We start from the raw sequence: 19739 nt of genomic DNA, 5'->3' as shown, positions 1-19739 counted from the left end.
GCCGTACGGGTCCGGGCGGACCACCAACCGCCCGGCCCCACTCTGCGAGAATCTTGTTTATGCCAGGCCCGACCACGCCCTGCCCTTGCGGCCTACCCGCGACCTACGCCGAGTGCTGCGGCGCCCTCCACAACGGCACCCGTACGGCGACCACCGCCGAGCAACTGATGCGCTCCCGCTACACCGCCTTCGTAGTCGGCGACACGGCGTACCTGCTCCGCACCTGGCACTCCACCACCCGCCCACCGGTTTTGGAGCTCTCCCCCAACATCCGCTGGACCGGCCTAGAGATCCTGGCGACCACCAACGGCACCCCCTTCCACACCGAAGGCACCGTAGAATTCCGCGCCAGCTACGCGGGCGGCGCGCAACAGGAAAACAGCCACTTCACCCGCGAAAACGGCGACTGGACCTACGTCAGCCCCGTCCGCTGAAGGTGGTAAACCCCACCCGCGGGCGCTTGTCGCGGCGCGAGTGATGTTCCCCGCCCACGCCCGGCGGCCGTGACCCGCCGCGGGCAGCTGAAGGCGGGTGGGTGGTGGCGACGCCAACGACACGTAGTAGTCCCGGAACCAGGCGCTCGCTGAGCGTGCCCGGCACGCACCGGCACCGCCCACGAGGTACTACTACGTGTCCGTACCGACACCGCCGGACGGAACTGCCGAACGACAGGACGTATACGCCCAGTAGATACCGCCGACACGCTCACCGAGCCAAGTGCCGACACCAGATCCAGCCACACCTCCTGTCCTTCGGCAGATCGCCCACCGAAGGTGTGTTGCGCTCAGCAACGACCTTGCGGTGCCGGGTCCCGACGCTCCCCCTCGAGGTCAATCCCGCAGCCGACGCCGTCGGCGCCGTCGGGCGTCTACGGCTGGGGCAACACCAAGGGCACCGGCCCGATCGGCACCTTCCAGAAACTCGTCGTACCAGTGCTCAGCGACTCCGGCGGTCCCTTGGTCCTGAAACGGCCGTTGACCCACCCGGCCGGTCACCAGTCCGGTTGGAAGCCTTTGCCACACAGGCCTCTGGGTTACACAGACCCCGCCCGCGGGCGGGGTCTGTGCGTGCCTCTACAGCGACGGCGCCGGGACGTAGCCGGTGGTTCGGGTGGTGAAGGTTCCCCGGCCCTGGGTCCGGCTGCGCAACTGCGTCGCGTAGCCGAACAACTCAGCCAGCGGCACGGTGGCGACGATCACCATCGCCCCGGACCTCGCGGTCGAACCCGAGATCCGGCCACGCCGTGCCGCCAGGTCGCCGAGTACGCCGCCCATGGCATCCTCAGGCACGGTCGCCGTGACCTCGGCGACCGGCTCCAGGAGCACCATCGCGCTCGCACGCAACGCTTCCCGGAGCCCCAACCTGCCCGCCGTACGGAATGCCAACTCCGAGGAGTCCTTCGGATGGGTGGCCCCGTCCGTCAGGGTGACGCGCACTCCGGTCACCGGGTGCCCGCCGAGGGGTCCTTCGGCCAGAGCATCCCGGCAGCCTGCCTCGACTGCGCGGACGTACTCCTGCGGCACTCGCCCACCGACCACGACCGACTGGAAGGCGAAGTCATCAGTGACCTCCAGCGGTTCGACATCGAGAGTGATGTGGGCGAACTGACCGGCACCGCCGTCCTGCTTGACGTGCCGATACACCAGCCCGGACACCCCGCGAGCGACTGTTTCGCGGTAGGTCACCTGTGGCCGACCGACTCCGATCTCCAACCCGTGAGCACGACGTACCTTCTCCACCGCGACCTCGAGATGCAGCTCGCCCAGGCCCGACAACAGCGTCTGACCGGTCTCGGAATCGGTCCGGACCGTCAACGACGGGTCCTCCTCGACCAGCCGCGTCAGTGCTGCCGCAAGGCGGTCGTTGTCGGTGCTCCTGCGAGCCTCGACTGCCACGGAGACGACCGGGTCGGTCACCACTGGTGCCTCGAGCAACAGGGGTGCCGCCGGCGCGCACAGCGTGGCGCCGCTGCGGGCGGACTTCGGTCCGACGACCGCGACGATGTCACCGGCGACCGCCTGCTCGACCTCAGCGTGCTGGTCGGCCTGCACCCGCAGGATCCGGCTGATCCGCTCGGTGCGTCCCGCGCCTACGTCCACCACTGTCCCTCCCTTCCGAATCGTTCCCGAATACACCCGCAGGTACGTCAGCCGGCCAGTAGCGGTCGAGTTCACCTTGAACACGAGTGCCGCGAACGGCGCCATCGGGTCGGCAACCCGCTCCTGCACCACTCCATCCGCCGTACCGCGCACTGCCGGAACCTCGGCCGGAGAAGGTAGATAGGCGACGACGGCGTCCAGCAACGGCTCGATCCCGCGGTTGCGGTACGCCGATCCGCACAGGACCACGACTCCGGCACCGGACCGGGTCAGGTCCCGCAGCGCGGCAGTCAGCGTCTCCGCCGAGACCGATGACCGCTCATAGAACTCCTCCAGTACGTCGGGGTGGAGCTCAGCGACTGTCTCCTCGAGCAGCCGGCGCCGTCGCCTCGCCTGTTCCAGCAGGGCTTCCGGCACCGCGATCTCCGCGAAGGTGTCGTCGTTCCAGACGTACGCCCGCATCGTGACCAGGTCGATCACTCCGCTGAACTCGGTCTCGCTCCCGATCGGCAACTGCACCACGAGCGGGGTCACGTGCAACCGCTCGCGGATCGACGCCACCGCGGTATCGAGATCGGCGCCGGGGCGGTCCATCTTGTTGACGAACGCGATCCGCGGTACGCCGTACCGGTCGGCCTGCCGCCAGACCGACTCACTCTGCGGTTCGACTCCCGCGACCGCGTCGAGCAGTGCCACAGCACCGTCGAGCACCCGCAGCGACCGCTCCACCTCGTCGGAGAAGTCGACGTGGCCCGGAGTGTCGATCAGGTTGATCGAGTGCCCGTCCCAGTCGCAACTCACGGCGGCGGCGAAAATCGTGATCCCACGAGAGCGTTCCTGCGGGTCGAAGTCGGTGACAGTCGTGCCGTCGTGGACTTCACCGCGCTTGTGAATGGTGCCGGTCAGATACAGGACCCGTTCGGTGACGGTGGTCTTACCGGCATCGACGTGGGCGAGGATGCCGACATTGCGCAGGCCGGCGAGCGGGTGGTGTTGTCGACAGTGGTCAAGGTTCGTACGCATGGCCGATGGCCTTTCGGATGATCCGGATCAGGGCAGCGCAATTCGCGGACGAACCGGCCTCCGGGCAGCAGCCAGGATCAGTTCGTCACGAACAGGTGCCGGCCGCGCAGCCGGGACCTGACGCACGAAGACACCAGGATCACGTCGTACCGTGACAGGGGAACTCGCACAGCGATGCTGTAACGCACGGCCGAGCTCCCCTCAGTAGTCGAACGCCCACCGCGCTGTCGCGGCAGTACGGACTTCGGTCCAAGCGTAGGAGCAACGGCGACACCGAGCCACCGAATTCCCGCCGTACCGGGGAATGCCGGGGCCCGACTGCTGGGCGTTGGAGCGGATTCGCCCAGCAGTCTGAGCCCACTTGGGTCTCGTCGGTCAGCGGCGGGTTACGGCGGCCCAGGCGTCGACGATGCCGTGGCCGTAGAAGCCGTTGAAGTTGCGGGTGCCTTCGCAGAGTGCGTTGAACTCCGCGGGACGTCCCTCGTTGGTGTAGGTCAGCAACGGTGGGTTCGGGCAGGCACGGGACTGGGCGGTGTCCATCAGAATCCGGCCGACCTTGTCCGGGTCCATGCCGAAGCCACCCGGGCGCCCCTTGCCGTACTGGCTGACGATCAGGGCAGCCACACCGGTGGCGTGCGGTGATGCCATCGAGGTGCCTTGGAGCGGGAAGTAGTAGCCGCACTTGGTGTAGTCGGTGACTCCGGCCGGGCACTGCTTCTGTGCCCCGAGGGCGATACCGGCGGGAGTGAGCTCGCCGGCGGCGTCGACGCTACCGTTCGCCTGCAGGGTGTTGACCGGGTACGTCGACAGGATCAGGTTGCCGTTGGTCCGGAACTGCGGCGTACCGAAGAAGTCGCGGAACCAGCCGCCGGGCGCGGACACCTCGATCTGCTCGGTGCCGTAGTTGGAGTAGTCGGCCTTGGTGCTCGACGGACCGAGCGCCGACACACCGATCACGTGCGGACCCTCGACTGGCAGGTCGACACAGGTCGCGTTGTCGATCGGCCGCGGGTACTCCGTGCCCGCCGGGAAGTCCGGGCTCGAGAGGTCAGTGCGCGGTTTGCCGAGATCCTCGTGGTTGTTGCCGAGCGAACCGACCAGCGTCACACCATGCCGGTGCGCGTAGTTCAGGGCGCGGGTCATCGCCCGGATGATGGTGCGCTGTTCGGCCTGTGCCTCCGGGCTGTCCGCCGGGTTGGCGGTGCAGTTGTAGAGCCACGGGTCGACGTAGAACGACATGTTGACGACATCGAGTCCGACATCACCGGCGTACGTCAGAGCATCTGTGACCGGGCCGAGGAACAGGTACCCGCTGTCCTGACCACCGCGGATCTCTACCAGCGTCACGTTCGGCGCAACCCCGGAAACGCCAACACCGTTGACCGCGGCACCAATCGTGCCGGCCACGTGCGTCCCGTGCCCGCTGTCGTCCCAGCCAACCGGGTCGACACAACCACTGAACTCACACACTCCGTCGATCTCGGGAATGTCCGGCGCGAAGTTCCGCGACAACTTCCAGTCGAAGTTCGGCGCGATGTCCGGGTTGCGTGCATCGATCCCCGAATCGAGCACACCGACCTTGACCGCCTTCTTGCCCGGCTGAACCCGTCGCGCCAAATCCGACCGAACCATCCGCAGCCCCCACAACTGCGCATCCAGCGGATCCATCCCAACAACCTTCTTGCCCGCGGCGGCCTTTCCACTTCCGCCGTTCTCAGACTCCACACTGAGCGGCTTCTCCACCCGCGGCACAGTCCCGATCGGCCGACTACGCGCCGCCCCCTCAATCGCACTAGAAGCCGACACCCGACCAACAAATCCAGACGCGGCCGCACGCACAGTCAACGTGCCCAGGTTCGCGTTCTCCTTAACAACTTCACCGCCAGCCGCCTTAACCGCCGCAACGGCCTGACTCCGATCCGCACCCTCCTCCAGCAGAACCAGGTACTCGGTGTCGCCCCCAGCAACACCCGCCCCAGCCCCAACCGGCGCCACAACCGCACCAGCCACCAGGACAAGCGCCCCAGTCATCGCCAGCAACCCTCTCCGAACATCTCGCATGAGCGAATCCCTCCCCTGAATACCCACGGACGAGCCTCACGCTAGGTCCACATACCCCACCCGAGAAGACGACGACGTTGTCACCACGTACCGCACTCGGCCAACCACCCAAGGTGGATGAGTTCGCCAACGACAGGACGTATACGCCCAGCACATGCCGCCGTCACGCTCACCGGGCCGAGTTCCGACACCGGATCCGGCGACACCTCCTGTCCTTCGGCAGATCGCCCAGCGAACGCCTGCGAGTAGGCCCACAGACGGGGAGCTCCAGGTGCGTGGTTGAGCAGCGCCGGTACGACGGCGGCGGAGCCCTCGGCGTACTGCTTGATCGCCGAGGGGTCCGCGGGGTGGCTCAGCCCTTGAAGCGGCGGCAGGGGTCGCCGACCCAGGCCGTCCTACCGCGGTCGACGGTGACGTCGCGAGAGCCGAGAAGGTTGCCGCCCTTGGTGTAGCAGCTCAGCTTCCAGCTCTCCTTGACACCGGTGTACGACGCGGGCGTCGGCGGGGCGAACTCGACCGAGCCGGTCCAGTCGGCCGTCTCACCACCGTCGAAGTTCTCCACCTGGACCGTGTACTGGCCGGGCACCGGGTCGAGCAGGACAGCGACCTCCGGGTCGGCCAGCGACGCCGCCTGGGCGACCCGTTTGCCGTCCGGTCCGTAGATGTAGACGTCCCAGTCGACGTCCGGCTTGTTCCAGCCGATCTTGATCGTGGCCTTGCCGTTGTCGGCCTCCGGCGGCGCCTTGATCGTGAACGTGGCAGTCTCGGACTGGCCCTTGACCGGGATCCCGTCCGGGTTGGTCAACGTGACCGACGGCTGGGTCGGTGCGACCGGGTCACGGCCCCAACGGCCGGCGACGTACGGGCGGGTGGACGGGTTGACCGACCACTTGAACGCGCCGAGACCGGTGGTCAGCGTCGACTCGAGCTTGTCGGTGTAGATGATCGGGTCCTTCGCCGTGCCGTCCGGCTGGACCACCGGCGAGGTCGGCGTCTGGAAGGTCTTCGCGATCTTCAGCGTGCGGCCGGGTGTGGTCGCGCCGAGGAGGGTCGAGTGCAGCTTGGCGTTACCGGTGGCCTCGCTCATCGTCAGCAGGGCCTCGCGGTTACCGCCGGTACCCGCACCCGGCGCCGGCGCCTGGCCGAGGTAGTGCGCGATGACCCCTTCGGCGTACGGCGGATGGAACGACGAGCCGATCTCGAACGTGAACCCGAAGCCGCCGGTTGCCCAGTAGCTCCAGTCCTCGGTCGAACCGGTGGTGTCGTACAGCTGGTAGCTCGGCTGGTTGGTGTAGCCGTTGTCTACCGCCAGCGATGCTCCGAGAGCCTTGTACGCCGGCTCGTCCGGGGGTGCGCCCACGGCCATCACGCCCGGCGGACGCAGGATCAGGTTCCCGAAGGTGTGCAGGGTGATCAGTCCGGTCACCTGGCGGTTGGAGACGACCCAGCGGACGTTCTGCACCTCGGGCAGGATGGACGGCCCGTCACCGCGGTAGGTCTCGCTGCGGTAGTTGGTGCTCGCGCCCGGTCCACCCCAGAAGCCCGGGTAGTTCCGGTTGGGGTCAGTACCGCGCTGCACGCCCTGCGGGTTGTTGCCGCAGTCGCCGCCGAGCTCCTCGGGCAGCGTCTTGGCCGTCACCTCACACGTCTTGCGCTTCATCTCGTAGTCGAACTTGCTGAAGTCACCCTTGGGAGCGGCCTCGCGCGAAGTGTTGTAGCCGTCGACGTTGATGATCGGTACGACGATGGTGCGCGTGTTCTGCACGATCGACGTGATCCGCTTGTTCTTGCCGTAGTTCTTGGTGAGGTCGAAGGCGTACTCGATCGCGGTCTCCGCCGACGGCCACTCGCGGGCGTGGTGCGCGCCGATCAGGAGGAAGACGGGCTTGCCGTCGCTCACGTTCTGCGGGTTGGTGGTGATCTCGACACCCCGGACCGTGCGGCCCTCGCCGGTCTTGTAGGGCAGCGTGATCGGCTTGACCAGCCTCGGGTACTTCTTGGCCAGCAGGGTCAGATCCGCCTCGTAGTCGGCCAGCCGACGGTAGGTGTCGCGCCCGCTGGGCAGCGGTGAGACAGCGGTCTTGGCCGCATAGTCGGCGTCCTTGGCGCGGTCGAGACGGTTCTGCTCCTCAACATCGGCGACCTTGACGGTCCACTCGTAGCCGGCGGACTTCAGCAGGCTCCGCTCGCGGGCGTCCCCGGCGAACACCGTGACGGAGTCGGCGTCGGCCTGCTCGGTGACGTCGAATCCGAGCTTGAGCAGCTTCTCTTTGTCTGCGCGGGTCGGCGTGCTCACGTCGAGCAGCTGTGACCTGTTGTCCGGCGGCGGATCGGCCTGGGCCGGGGCAGGCAGCCCCTGTAACCCGGCGACCACCGCGGCGACGGCGGCCGCGCAACCCACCACGGCGGTGCGACGGCGCATGGTCCAGTTCATTTCGGGCGTACCCCCACTCTGTCGGACCGCGGGCGGCAGGCTGCCTGTCAGGCGGCGCGGTGCGACTCGTCCGCACATGCTCACCCGAGACGGACCCGAAGTCGAGCCGATTCACGAGATCCACGCAGAACACCGCTGGACGCGGTCACCCCGCCGCATCTGCCTACGGACAGGACGTATAGACCTACTACCCAGCACGCGCACGCTCAGCGCGTCCGGCAGAGGCGTGGAACCGACCGACACCTCCTGTCGTTCCGCAGATCGTCAGGCAGGCTGGAGGTTCTTCAGGTCGGCGAGGAGTCCAGGGTGTTTGGGTTCCCAGCCGAGGGTTCGGCGGGTCTGGTCGCTCGACGAGGGCTGGTCGGCGGCGAAGATCTGACCCAGCGGGCCGAAGTCTTCGATGGAAACGGCTTTGACGGGGAGGTTGAGGCGGCGGGCGATGACGTCGACGATGTCGGTGACTCGGTCGCCTTCGTCGGCTACGGCATGCCAGTAGGTGCCGGGCTCGGCCTTCTCCAGGGCGAGGCGGAAGAGGACGGCTGCGTCGAGGGCGTGGACGGCGGGCCAGCGCTGGGTGCCGTCGCCGGGATAGGTGACGACCCCAGAACCGCGGGCAATGGTGGTCAGCAAACCGGCGAATCCACCGTCGCCGTTGTTGTGCACAGTTCGCGGGAGGCGGACGGCTGAGCTGCGGACACCGCGTTCGGCGAGGGCCACGACGGCTGCGACCGCGCGACTGCGGCCGCCGACCAGCCCCTCGCTCGACAGCTCGTCCGCCTCCGTCGACGGACGGCCGGGCGCGGTCGGCGTACCGGAGACAGTGACGAACGGTTTGCCGGTGCCGGCCAGCGCTTCGCCGATGGCTTCGAGCGCCGCGGTCTCCTCGGCGACGGACGCCGCCACTGCCGCCGCCGTGCTGAAGTCGTGGCCGAAGGCAAGGTGGATGACTCCGTCGGCCTTGGCGGCGCCTGCCCGGAGGACGTCCAGGTCGGAGAGCGACCCACGAATCACCTCGGCACCAGCCTGTACGGCGGCCTGGGCGGAGGCGTCGGACCTGGCCAGCGCGAGGACGGTGTGCTCGTTGGCGAGCAGTTCGCCGACGACTGCGGAGCCGACCAGGCCGGTGCCGCCGGTGAGGAAGACGTGCATGATGTTCTCCAGAAAGTGATGGGACCTTTGTCCCATCACAGTAGCACTGCGATGGGACAAGAGTCCCGTCACTATGATGGTGCCATGAGTCGCTGGGAACCGGGAGCGCGCGAACGCCTCGTCGTGGCCGCCGTCGACCTGTTCACCGAGCAGGGCTACGACGCGACGACCGTGGCCCAGATCGCCGACCGCGCGGGCGTCACCAAGAGCACGTTCTTCCGGCACTTCCCGGACAAGCGCGAACTGCTCGCCGCCGGCCAGGAAGCCCTGAGCCGCCTCCTGACCGAGGGCATCGCCGAAGCACCCGCCACCGCGACCCCCCTCGAAGCAGTCGCGAACGGCCTCGAGCGAGCCGCAACCGTGATGGGCCCGATGAACCGCGAACTGGCCCCCCGCCTGAAAGCAGCCATCGCCGCGAGCACCGAACTCCAGGAACGCGACGCCCTCAAAACAGTCGGCCTCACCGCCGCCATGGCCGAAGCCCTGACCGCCCGCGGCATCGCCGACCCCGTCGCAGCCCTGGCCGCCGAACTAGGCGCCCTGGCCTTCAAACGCGGCTTCGTCACCTGGTCCGAATCCGACCGCCCCACCGACCCCTTCGCCCCCCACGCCCTAGCCGCCCTAGCCGAACTCCGAGCCGCCAGCGCATCCCTCGGCTAACCGGCCGCCTCCAGCGCCATCCCCCACGGAAAGGCGGCCAACGCAGAGCTACCAGTCCGAGGCGGATGCGGCTCAAGCTCCCCCGGCCCGAACAGCACGCGAACTCCAGCCGCTCGGAGACTCTCGACGCTCCGAAGGAACACCGCATTCGCCGCCAGAGCCTGGTTGACGAACGGAACAGCGACGACACGTACGCCGGCTCCCGTCAACTCGGCAAGCTGAGTCAACGCATAGTTGTCTGCCGCACCTGCCGCCCACTTGTTGATCGTGTTGTAGGTAGCCGGCGCCACGATCACCGCGTCCGCAGGCGGCACCGGCCCGTCACCCTCAACACGATAAGTAGTACGCACCTGATGCCCAGAGACCTTCCGGAGCTCGTCAAGATCAACGAAGTGCTCAGCCGCAGCCGCGGTCACGATGCAGTACGTATCCCAGCCATCCTGTCGCGCCAAATCGATCATGTCCGCAACCCGCTCCGCGGGGCCAGCGCCGCAAACGATCAAATGCAGAACACGGCTCACGCCTCAACTCCTGCCCGCAAAGCCATGGTCCGAACGGAACCGGCCAACGCCCCACTGGTGTTGCTCGCCAGCGCCCGTAGCATCCCATGGGCCAGCGGCCGGCACTGCAAACCAACCCGCCATTTGGGACTCTCCTGCTCGATGTGTGGGTGGTACGACGTAGTCGCCGGGCACGGTGGCTTCAGTCGCACCCCTGGCGGTGCGGCCCGATCGTCGACTGTGAGGAATTGGTCGCCGGCAACCGATTGCCGGCGACAGGGAAGCCACAGTCGGCAGCAGCTCACCACACTCGCACGGATCTGCATGCCCGGGAGTTACCGGTGGAGTTACCGGTGATGGAGGTTATTCGTGGTGAACCGGTCTGATGGGCGATGAGGCCGAGGATGGCTGAGACGGTGCGAAAGCCCGGGCCAGATGATGGTTGGTGTACTCGGATGACCTGGGCTGATATTCGCGACTTCTAATCCGTTGGTCGCAGGTACGGGCCTTGCACGCGGCTCTTGGTCGAGCGAACGCTCGGGCCCCTTCCTGCCGAGGGGCACCGGGCTGCAAACCTGCCAGCCGTTGACTGCAAATCTGCCGATTACCTAGAGCTGCAGATCTGCAGTTGCGGCGACCGTCGACAATCGTCCCGACCGCCCGGTCTCGGGCAATCCTGCCGGCGTCCTGTACCGAGCAGACCAACCAACCACGCCATCACCGAACTCAGAACCAACTCGATCCCGAAAAGCCGCCACGTACTACCCACCCGACGATCAGATGCTCGCACCCGGTCACCACCTGCCGGGCGTGGGCGGGCAACACCACCTGAACACGACAGGCGTGCACGGGTGGGGTTGACTACCTCAGCCGGGTTAGCGGCGGCGGCGCCAGGGGCCGGTGATGGCGTAGGTGATGCCGGGGTTGTAGACGTTGAAGAACATGGTGCGGCCGTCGGCGGAGAAGCCGGCGCCGGTCAGTTCGCCGTACTCGGGTTCTTCGGGGGTGCCGATATTCGCCGTGTTCTTGGCGAATTTGAAGACTTTGCCGTCTTCGGTGGTGCCGAGGATGTGTTGGTCGCCAATGCCGTCCTCGCACATCATCAGGCCGCCGTACGGCGACATGGTGATGTTGTCGGGGGCGTCGAACTCGGGGTTGTCGGAGCCGGGCTTGTCGCGTTTGAAGATGACTTCGAGGCGGAGGGTGTGTTTGCGGGGGTCGTAGCGCCAGACCTGGCCGTCGTGGTCGATCTTGGGGCCTAGTTCGGTGCGGGCGAAGGAGGAGACGAAGTAGACGCAGCGGTCTCGGGTTCCCCACCAGCAACCCTCCAGCTTGTAGCCGCCGGTGATGGGCTTGGAGTAGGCCTGGGCGCGGACCGACTCGGTGGTCGCCAAGGGGTCGGGGACCTTGACCCATTGGACACCGTGGAAGATGGCGCCGGCTTCCTGGACGGTGGACATGTCCAGCAGACCTGGGATGTGCATCGCCTGCAGTTCGCCGCCGGCGCGCAGGGAGCCCCAGCCGCCGCGGGGGCGGTTCGGGAGGAAGCGGTAGAAACCGCCGAGTGGCGCGACGAAGGCGTCTTCGGTCTCGTAGACGATGCCGGTTGCCGGGTCGATCGCTACGGCCTCGTGCTGGAAGCGGCCCATCTCCTTGAGCGGGAAGGGGTTGTTGTTGCGGCGGTCGTCGTACGGGTCGACCTCGAAGATGAAGCCGTGGTCCTTGGTGTAACCGCTCTGACCGGCCTTGAGCTCGGTCTCCTCACAGGTCAACCACGTCCGCCACGGGGTGATCCCGCCGGAACAGTTGATCGCCGTACCGCCGAGGCTCACGTATTCCTTCAGAGTGCGGTGGTGCCGGTTCACGACCAGCGTGCTGGTACCGCCCGCGCCGCCCGGGTCGTAGGTGCGCTCCGGCGGTGCGACGACCTTGATCTTCGAGGTCGGGCTGCACTCGTGGTTGCGGACCAGGTGCGCGCCACCGTCGCGCGCGGCGAACGTGCCCATCCCATCGAAGCGACTCGGCACAGCCAACCCGTCCGAACGGATGGTGCCTTCCCGGGACAGGATGTCGTACCGGAATCCGTGCGGCAGGTCGAGCATCCCGTCCGGATCCGGGATCAGCGGCCCGTAGCCGATCTTCGGCCCGGACGTCCCGAGCGCCGGAGCCGCCGTATAGAGCGCCTCCACCGAGCCGGCCACTGTGACGGCGGCTCCCGCCGCTGCGGCCGTACCGACGAACTGACGCCTGGACAACTGAGACATGAGGGCGGCCTCCGCGAACTCGAGGGACAAGCAGTGGTCGCCAGTGAACGTACGGTAAACACAGGACAAACCACAAGAGAACGCGTGTCACCGAGGCGTCGGTAGGTACTCGACGGAGAGCGGGCTCGCCACCACGAGACGCCGGCCCCGCAGGTCTGCGGCATAGGTCGTCCGGGCCATCCCGCTCAGCCAGGCGGCGCTGTCATCGGGTGCTGTCCGGCGGAGCTCCTGGATCAACCGCAGGTACTGGCGGGCCGTCGATCCGCGTCCAGCGCCGTCGTCGACGGCGCTAGGGTATTTGGAACTGCCGGCCGACATCGACGGCCTCCTGCCCTCCGAAGGCCCGCTGGCGGTACGTCGAATCAGGTGCTCCGGCGAGCCGTGCAGCAGTAGCTGCGCCGACCGCTCGTCGTGGGGGTCCTCGCGTCCCCAGAAGAACAGCACCGGCTCCCCCGGGACGAACCACTCATCACTCCGTACGGCGAACGCCAGGCGCGTCTCGAACCGGATCCACTCCCCCGGCTGCGGCTTCGGCTCCGCGGCCCACCAGCGGACCCGCCACTTCGACCGGATGTGCTTCTCGGCCTGGTCGAGGGTGGCCATCGTAGCGGCGGCTGTCCGGGCGGCGTCGTACGCGAGTCCGGCCTCGACGGCGGGCAGGCCGAGCCCCGCCGTCGAGATCTTGAAGGTGCCGCCGAGGCCGGCGCGCTTGCTCGCGGGCTTGCGGAACTGCTGGAGTTTGGCCTCCGACAGGTAGACGAGTTCTCGCATCGTCAAACGCTCCTCGGGGCGCGTGCACCGGTTACTGGTAGCAGGGTTTGGTGAACTCGTGCTTCTCGGCGGTCTTTCCGGTGAAGAAGTCCTTCTCGACCTTCACTCCGGTCGGGGCCGACGGGTCCACCTTGGAGATGATGCTCTGCCGGAACACGCGTTCGCTCGGCGTGCCGCTGAACTTGCCGGCCGCTGCCGGGAGCATCCCTTCGTAGTCCACCGTCTCCAGCGATTTTACCGCGGCCAGCAGCCCGGCCCGGGTGATGTCCTTGGCGTCGACGGCCTTCTGCAGGGCTGCCTTCATCGGGTAGGACCAGACCCATCCGGCCGTGTAGCCGTCGTTCGGCGCCGCCTTGAACGTCGCCTGGTCGATCGCGCCAGCGAGGGCCTTGTGCCCGGCCGTGTCGGTCCCGTACGGCGCCCAAGGGCCCGACTGCCGGTATAGCGCGGTGAGTGCGGGCGCGGCCGGGCTCTTCAGCAAAGCCGGGTTCCAGGTCGGGCTGGTGCCGATGAACTGACCCTTGAACCCGTTCTGCGCAGCGCCACCGACGATGGTTGCGGCCTCGGTCGGGCCGGTGCTCAGGATGACCAGGTCAGGCTTGGCCGCGAGCAGCTTCTGGATCGCCGCCCCCTGGTTCTCCTGCCCCGGCGCGGTCGGGATATCGGTGAACGTCATCCCGTTCGCCGCCGCCGCGATCTTCGTGCCGGCCGCCGCGTCGTCGCCGTAGTCACCCGGGAAGTGCACTGCCGCGACGGTCTTCGACTTCAGCGTCTCGGCGGCGAAGTCGACCGAGTTCATCGACTCGAAGCAGTAGTTCGTGCCCGACTCCAGGATCACGTCCTCGAACGCCCAGGCTGACGTCCACGACGCCGGTACGCCGATCACGTTGCTGGACTTGAGATCGCCGAGGATGGCCGCGGTGGTCGGCGAACCGAGGGTCTGCGCCAGGCCCAGTACGTCGGGCTTGATCTCGGCGTACACCTCGTTGTGGATCTGCGGGTTGTACTTGTTGTCCTTGACGTACTTGGTCGCGTCGACCTCGAAGGCCCCGATCCCGCCGGACTCGTTGACGCGCTTCCAGAACGCCTTCTGGCTCTCGGTGATCGGCACCCCGAGCGCCTTGAACGGGCCCTCGGTCAGGTCCGAGATCGAGCCGAGGTAGATACAGCCCTTGGCCTTGTCGATCGCGGCCGGGCAGGGCTCCTTGGTGACCCCGACGTCGAACTTGACGCCCGAACCACCCTCCTGTGTCTGCGGGGCGTCGTTGCGGCACCCCACCAGCAAGGTCAGCGCCGCGACCAGCGCGACGGTGAATCCCTTCCGAATGCTCATCGAAACTCCTTAGTGCGAGAACGGCCAGGATTTCCAGTAGGTGCGGAGCCGGATCCAGATCCCGAACAGCCCGCGCGGTTCGAAGATCAGGAACCCGATGATCAACAGGCCGTAGAGGATCGTCTCGACCTGGAAGACCGTGATACCGCCGGACCCGGAACTGCTGCTGATGAACGGCAGCACGGCCGGGAGCTCGCGGGTGATCCGCGGCAGCAGCGTGATGAACAGCGCGCCGAGCACGGATCCCGAGATGGTGCCGACGCCGCCGATCAGGATCATCGCGATGTACTGCACCGACATCCCGAGGTTGAACGACCCCGGTTCGACGAAGCCGATCATCACGTACAGCAGGGCGCCCGCAACGCCCGCATAGAACGACGACACCGCGAATGCGATCATCTTGTACCGCGTCACGTCGACGCCGATCACCTCGGCGGCCAGATCCCGATCCCGTACGGCGGCCAGCGCGCGGCCGGTCCGCGACCGGACGAGATTGCGAGCCAGTACGCCGAAGATCACCAGCAGCACGAGCATCAGCAGATAGAGCTTCTGCGCCTTCGTGAACATCGCCCCGTCGACCGCGAACTGGAACCCGAACAACTCCGGTACGGCGGCCGGTCGCCCCACGCCGACTCCGCCGGTGAGCTCGCGCCAGTGCTTGAAGATGTGCTCGCCGATGAACACCAGCCCGAGTGTCACTACGGCCAGGTACAACCCGCGCAACCGCGCTGCCAACGGCGCCACGATCAGTCCCGCCAACCCGGCGACCAGACCGGCCGCGAGCAACCAGACCGGCAGCGAGGTGATCCCGAACCCGATCAACCGCGTGCTGTCCGGATCACCCGAAATCGCCGCCGCGGTGTACGCACCGATCGCCAGGAAGAACGCGTGCCCGAGCGACACCTGACCGCCGTACCCGGTGACGATGTTCAGGCCGATCGCGCCGATCGCTGCGACACAAGCCGTCGCCAGTACGACGAGCAGGTCGTCCGTCAGCACGAATGGCAACAAGACCGCGCCGACCGCCAGCGCTATCGTCCAGCCACGCTTGGCGGGTGTGTTGAGCAAGGCCATGTCCTGCTTGTAGGACAGGTAGAGCAGCGGGCGGCTCATATCCGCTCCACCTCCCTGGTGCCGAACAAGCCGTACGGTCTGACGAGCAGGACGAGCAGCATCAGCAGGTAGGGCACGACCAGGAAGAAGTCCCCGCCGAACACCGGATGCAGGTCGCCGCCGTAGCTGCCGACCAGCGCCTCGACGACGCCGATCGAGAGCCCGGCGACCACTGCTCCGCCCAGCGAATCCAGTCCGCCGAGAATGATCACCGGAAGCGCCTTCAGAGCGGTCAGCCAGAGGTTCTGCTCGAGTCCGATCCCGGTCGACAAGAACACTCCGGCGAGACCGGCCAGAGCCGCCGCGAGAGCCCAGGACAGCGAGAACACCCGCCCGACCGAGACGCCTTGGGCCAGCGCGACCTCCTGGTCCGACGACGCCGCCCGCATCGCCAGACCGGTCCGCGACCAGCGGTAGAACGCGAACAGCGCGGCCACCACGACCAGCGTCGTCACGAGCGTGGCCAAGTGCCGCTGGTCGATCTTCACCCCCAGTACGCCGACCTGCCCCAGCCCCCACGGGTCGCCCATCTGCCGGATGTCCAGGCCGATGAACGAGTTCACGACCGTGCGGATCACGATGTCGACGCCGAGCGTGATGATCGCGATCACGAACACCGGCTTGCCGATCATCGGCCGCAGGGCCAGCCGCTCCACGCCTGCCCCGAGTAGCGCGGTCAGCAGCAGCGCAACAATCACAGCGAGGAAGAAGTTGAGAGAGACGACGAGGTAGCTGACCAGCAACGCGCCCGCCATCATGAAGGCCGGTTGGGCGAAACTGATCACCCGCATGGACTTGTAGACGATCACGAAACCCAAGGCCAGCAAGGCATAAATCGATCCGTTGCCGAGCCCACGGACCACTGTGGCGACGAACTCGTTCACCTGGCACCCCCGGCGTACATGGACTCGACCAGCTCCTCGAACGACCGCATCACCGCGTTGCGCTTCAGCTTCTGGGTGGCGGTCAGTTCGCCGTCCTCGTGGTCCAGCAGCTTCGGCAGCAGCCGGAACGACCGCACCTGTTCGACCGTGGCGAGCCGGTCGTTGACCTCGTCCACCAGGGTTTGCACCAGCGCGATCACCTCGGGCTTCGCGGACAGATCGGCGTACGTCGAATAGGCGAGCCGCCGTTGTTGCGCCCAGTGGCCGACCGTGTCCGGCTCGATGCCGATCAGCGCGGCGAGGAAGCGGCGCCGGTCGCCGACCACCAGGACTTCCTTGATGTACGGCGAGGCTTTCAGCGCGTTCTCGATCTCCGACGGGGCGATGTTCTTGCCACCCGCGGTGATGATGATGTCCTTCATCCGGTCGGTGATCCGCAGATGCGTCCCGTCGACCCACTCCCCCACATCGCCCGTATGTAACCAACCGGTTGGTTCGAGCACCGCGGCGGTCGCGGCCCGGTCCCGCCAGTAGCCGGCGAACGTCCCCGGGTGCCGGGTGAGGATCTCGCCGGTCACCTCGTCGATCCGCACCTCGACCCCGGCATGCGGCTCACCGACGGTCCCGACCTTGACCCGGCCCGGGCGGTTCGCGGTCGCCACCGCGGTGTTCTCGGTCATCCCGTACACCTCGTGCATCGGCAGCCCGAGCCCCATGAAGAACCGCAGTACCTCGGGTGCGATCGGCGCGGCACCCGAGGCGGCGTACCGGACCTTGCGCAGCCCGACGCGATCCTTCAGTGCGCGGTAGCAGAACAACCAGCCGACGGCATAGACCGCTCGCGATGCCGCGGTGTGCCGACCTCCGTTGGCAGTCAGTACGTCGCCGATCCACTCCGCGCGGCGGAGCCAGAAGCCGCCGATCCGGCGCTTGATCGGGTCGGCGGACTCGATCCGGATCTGGACGCCGGCCGCGATCTTCTCCCAGATCCGCGGTACCCCGAACAGGATCGTCGGCTGGACCTCGTGCAGGTTCACCGCCACGGTCTCGATCGATTCGGCGAAGTGCACGCAGACCCCGGCACCCGCGCCGAACCAGCAGCTGAAGATCCGCTCGGCGACGTGGCACAACGGCAGATAGGACAGCACGCTGTCGCGGGGTGACGGTGGCGGCGCGGTGAACCCGCCGCGCTCGACCAGTTCCTGGATCGCGAAGTCGACGTTCGCCGCGGTGAGCATCGCGCCCTTCGGCGGGCCGGTCGTGCCGGAGGTGTAGACGAGCGTCACCACATCGTCCGGTGTGGCGGTCTCCATCCGCTGCGTCACCGCGTCCGGATGTTCGACCCGATGCTGCTTGCCCAGGGCAAGGAAGTCGGGCCAGGCGAGCAGCCGCGGATCGTCGTACCGGTTCCGGATTCCACGCGGTTCGACGTACACGATGTGGGTCAGGTCGGGCAGGTCCTCGATCGCGAGCGCTTTGTCGACCTGTTCCTGGTCCTCCGCGATCAGCACCTTCGCGCCGCAGTGACGCAGCAAGTAGCCGACCTCGGCGACCGGGTTCGTCGGGTACAGACCGACCGTCGACGCCCGTGCGGCGACCGTCCCGACGTCGGCGTACAGCCACTCGCGCCGGTTCTCGGAGTGGATCGCGACCCGGTCGCCGGGTTCGATGCCGAGGGCAATCAAGGCGTGCCCGACCAGCTCGGCGAAGTCCCAGTACCCGGCCCAGTCGACCTGCTGCCAGATCCCCAGATCCTTTTCCCGCAAGGCGATGACGGCCGGCGTGGCAGCGGCCCGCTCCTGCACCCGGGTGGCGATCGTCCTCATGACTGCACCCGGTGTTCCTCGCCGAGATAGGCGCGTACGACGTCTGGGTCGGTCGCCACCTCTTTCGGCGTACCGGTCCGGATCGGGCGGCCGAAGTCGATCACCATGATCCGGTCGGCCAAGTCCATCACCAGGCCCATGTCGTGCTCGACCATCACCACCGGCAGCCCGAAGTCGTCGCGGATGTCGAGGATGAACCGGGCCATATCCTCGGTCTCCTCCAGGTTCATCCCGGCGACCGGCTCGTCCAGCAGCAGCAACTTCGGCTCGGCGGCGAGTGCACGACCGAGCTCGACCCGCTTCTGAACGCCGTACGGGAGCAGGCCGACCGGGAGTCGTCGCCACTGCGCCAGTTCGAGGAAGTCGACGATCTCCTCGACCGCGTGCCGATTCGCCAACTCGTTGCGGCGAGCCTTGCCGATCCACCCGAACGCCGCGAGGACGCCGTACGGGTGATGGTGGTGCCGGCCGAGCATCAGGTTGTCGAGCACGGTGAGGTTGGCGAACAACTCGATGTTCTGGAACGTGCGCGCGATGCCGAGCCGCGCAATCTGGTGCGGCCGTCGGCCGAGCAGGTCCTCATCGCCGAACCGAACCGTGCCACGCTGCGGCCGGTAGACGCCCGACAACACGTTGAAGATCGAGGTCTTCCCAGCACCGTTGGGCCCGATCACCGCGAACAGCTCGCCCGGATCCACGCTGAAGCTGACACCGTCGAGCGCCCGCACCCCGTCGAAGCTGAGCTCGACATCGTCGAACGTCAGTACGGCGGTCATGAGAGCCACCGCTTCCGACGGCGGTAATGTTTCACGTCCCGGAAGGATTTCGCCGACCCCTCGGCGCCGAGGCCCAGGTAGAACTCCCGTACGTCGCCGTCCGCGAGGAGTTCGGCGGCCGGTTTGTCCATCACGATCGTGCCGTTCTCCAGCACGTAGCCGTGCTCCGCGATCGAGAGCGCCATCGCCGCGTTCTGCTCGACCAGCAGCACCGTCGTGCCCTGGCTGTTGATCTGGACGATCACGTCCCTGATCTGCTGCACGATCATCGGCGCCAGGCCGAGACTCGGTTCGTCCAGCAGCAAGTACGTCGGATCAGACATCAGCGCCCGCCCGATCGCGAGCATCTGCTGCTCCCCGCCGGACAGGTACCCGGCGGTCCGATTCCGCCGACCGGCCAGCACAGGGAACAGTTCGTAGGTCCGGTCGAGGTTCGTCCGGATCGAGCGCGGGCTGACGTGACCGCCGATCCGCAGGTTCTCCTCGACGGTCAGATCGGCGAGGATCCGCCGGCCCTCCATGACCTGTTTGATGCCCAGGGCAGCGATCCGGCTGGCGCCGTACGTGTGGATCGGCTCACCGTCGAGGGTGATCGAGCCGCGCCGTACCGCCCCGTCGTGGACGTCGAGCAGGCCGGACAACGCGCGTAGCAGCGTGGACTTGCCCGCGCCGTTGGCACCGAGCAGAGCCACGATGCGGCCTTGCGGGACCTCGAGGCCGACGCCCCGCAGCACCAGCATCACATCGTCGTAGACGACCTCGAGGTTCTTCGCTGCCAGCACCCGGCCTCCCGGATCCCCGTGATTCCCATCACCGCTCAAATGACCTTGGCGAGTGAGTGTGACA

At 67.3% G+C, this 19739-nt stretch carries 15 protein-coding genes; 2 read left to right on the top strand and 13 right to left on the bottom strand.

Translation table 11 applies throughout. From position 1 onward, the window contains the following. Positions 1-59: 59 nt before the first annotated feature. On the top strand, positions 60-434 hold the full coding sequence (locus ABD231_RS15110) for a YchJ family protein (RefSeq protein WP_344150996.1): 375 nt from the start codon (positions 60-62) through the stop codon (positions 432-434). A 639-nt stretch (positions 435-1073) separates the two neighbouring features. On the opposite strand, the gene fusA is transcribed toward ABD231_RS15110, so the two are convergent. From fusA to ABD231_RS15090, 4 genes are all read right to left on the bottom strand, one after another. Then, positions 1074-3122: an elongation factor G gene (gene fusA, locus ABD231_RS15105; protein ID WP_344150994.1), complete on the bottom strand. Its 2049-nt coding sequence runs from the start codon at positions 3120-3122 to the stop codon at positions 1074-1076. A 375-nt stretch (positions 3123-3497) separates the two neighbouring features. Beyond that, the gene (locus ABD231_RS15100; RefSeq protein WP_344150991.1) at positions 3498-5153 is read right to left on the bottom strand and encodes a S8 family peptidase; all 1656 of its coding nucleotides are present in this window, start codon (positions 5151-5153) and stop codon (positions 3498-3500) included. Between the two features lie 382 nt (positions 5154-5535). After that, on the bottom strand, positions 5536-7605 hold the full coding sequence (locus ABD231_RS15095) for a M14 family zinc carboxypeptidase (protein ID WP_344150988.1): 2070 nt from the start codon (positions 7603-7605) through the stop codon (positions 5536-5538). A 276-nt stretch (positions 7606-7881) separates the two neighbouring features. Next, positions 7882-8766, bottom strand: a complete 885-nt coding sequence (locus ABD231_RS15090; RefSeq protein WP_344150985.1) for an SDR family oxidoreductase — start codon at positions 8764-8766, stop codon at positions 7882-7884. 84 nt (positions 8767-8850) lie between these two features. Between ABD231_RS15090 and ABD231_RS15085 the strand changes: the two genes are divergently transcribed. Then, complete coding sequence (locus ABD231_RS15085; protein ID WP_344150982.1) at positions 8851-9426, top strand: TetR/AcrR family transcriptional regulator; 576 nt, start codon at positions 8851-8853, stop codon at positions 9424-9426. Here ABD231_RS15085 and ABD231_RS15080 read toward each other — a convergent pair. From ABD231_RS15080 to ABD231_RS15040, 9 genes are all read right to left on the bottom strand, one after another. Beyond that, positions 9423-9947, bottom strand: a complete 525-nt coding sequence (locus ABD231_RS15080) for a flavoprotein (RefSeq protein ID WP_344150981.1) — start codon at positions 9945-9947, stop codon at positions 9423-9425. The two genes, ABD231_RS15085 and ABD231_RS15080, sit on opposite strands and share 4 nt — an antisense overlap. Before the next feature lie 854 nt (positions 9948-10801). Continuing rightward, a complete protein-coding gene (locus ABD231_RS15075; RefSeq protein ID WP_344150979.1) occupies positions 10802-12190 on the bottom strand; it encodes an alkaline phosphatase PhoX in 1389 nt (462 codons plus the stop codon). Between the two features lie 87 nt (positions 12191-12277). Next, the gene (locus ABD231_RS15070; protein WP_344150977.1) at positions 12278-12961 is read right to left on the bottom strand and encodes an SAVMC3_10250 family protein; all 684 of its coding nucleotides are present in this window, start codon (positions 12959-12961) and stop codon (positions 12278-12280) included. Positions 12962-12992: 31 nt separating this feature from the next. After that, positions 12993-14294: an ABC transporter substrate-binding protein gene (locus tag ABD231_RS15065; protein ID WP_344150974.1), complete on the bottom strand. Its 1302-nt coding sequence runs from the start codon at positions 14292-14294 to the stop codon at positions 12993-12995. 9 nt (positions 14295-14303) lie between these two features. Next, positions 14304-15407 (bottom strand): branched-chain amino acid ABC transporter permease, encoded by a 1104-nt coding sequence (locus ABD231_RS15060; RefSeq protein ID WP_344150972.1) that lies wholly within the window; start codon positions 15405-15407, stop codon positions 14304-14306. Continuing rightward, complete coding sequence (locus ABD231_RS15055) at positions 15404-16291, bottom strand: branched-chain amino acid ABC transporter permease (protein ID WP_344150970.1); 888 nt, start codon at positions 16289-16291, stop codon at positions 15404-15406. Before ABD231_RS15055 ends, ABD231_RS15060 begins: the two co-directional genes overlap by 4 nt. Continuing rightward, entirely contained in the window at positions 16288-18117 is a 1830-nt protein-coding gene (locus ABD231_RS15050) for an AMP-dependent synthetase/ligase (RefSeq protein ID WP_344150968.1), read from the bottom strand. Before ABD231_RS15050 ends, ABD231_RS15055 begins: the two co-directional genes overlap by 4 nt. Next, positions 18114-18893: an ABC transporter ATP-binding protein gene (locus tag ABD231_RS15045; RefSeq protein ID WP_344150966.1), complete on the bottom strand. Its 780-nt coding sequence runs from the start codon at positions 18891-18893 to the stop codon at positions 18114-18116. Before ABD231_RS15045 ends, ABD231_RS15050 begins: the two co-directional genes overlap by 4 nt. After that, a complete protein-coding gene (locus ABD231_RS15040; RefSeq protein WP_344150963.1) occupies positions 18890-19675 on the bottom strand; it encodes an ABC transporter ATP-binding protein in 786 nt (261 codons plus the stop codon). Before ABD231_RS15040 ends, ABD231_RS15045 begins: the two co-directional genes overlap by 4 nt. Between the last annotated feature and the right edge of the window lie 64 nt (positions 19676-19739).

Source organism: Kribbella yunnanensis (assembly GCF_039529655.1).
Lineage (GTDB): Bacteria > Actinomycetota > Actinomycetes > Propionibacteriales > Kribbellaceae > Kribbella > Kribbella yunnanensis.
The sequence above is the reverse complement of the archived record's forward strand: the minus strand, read 5'-3'. Positions and strand labels throughout refer to the sequence as shown.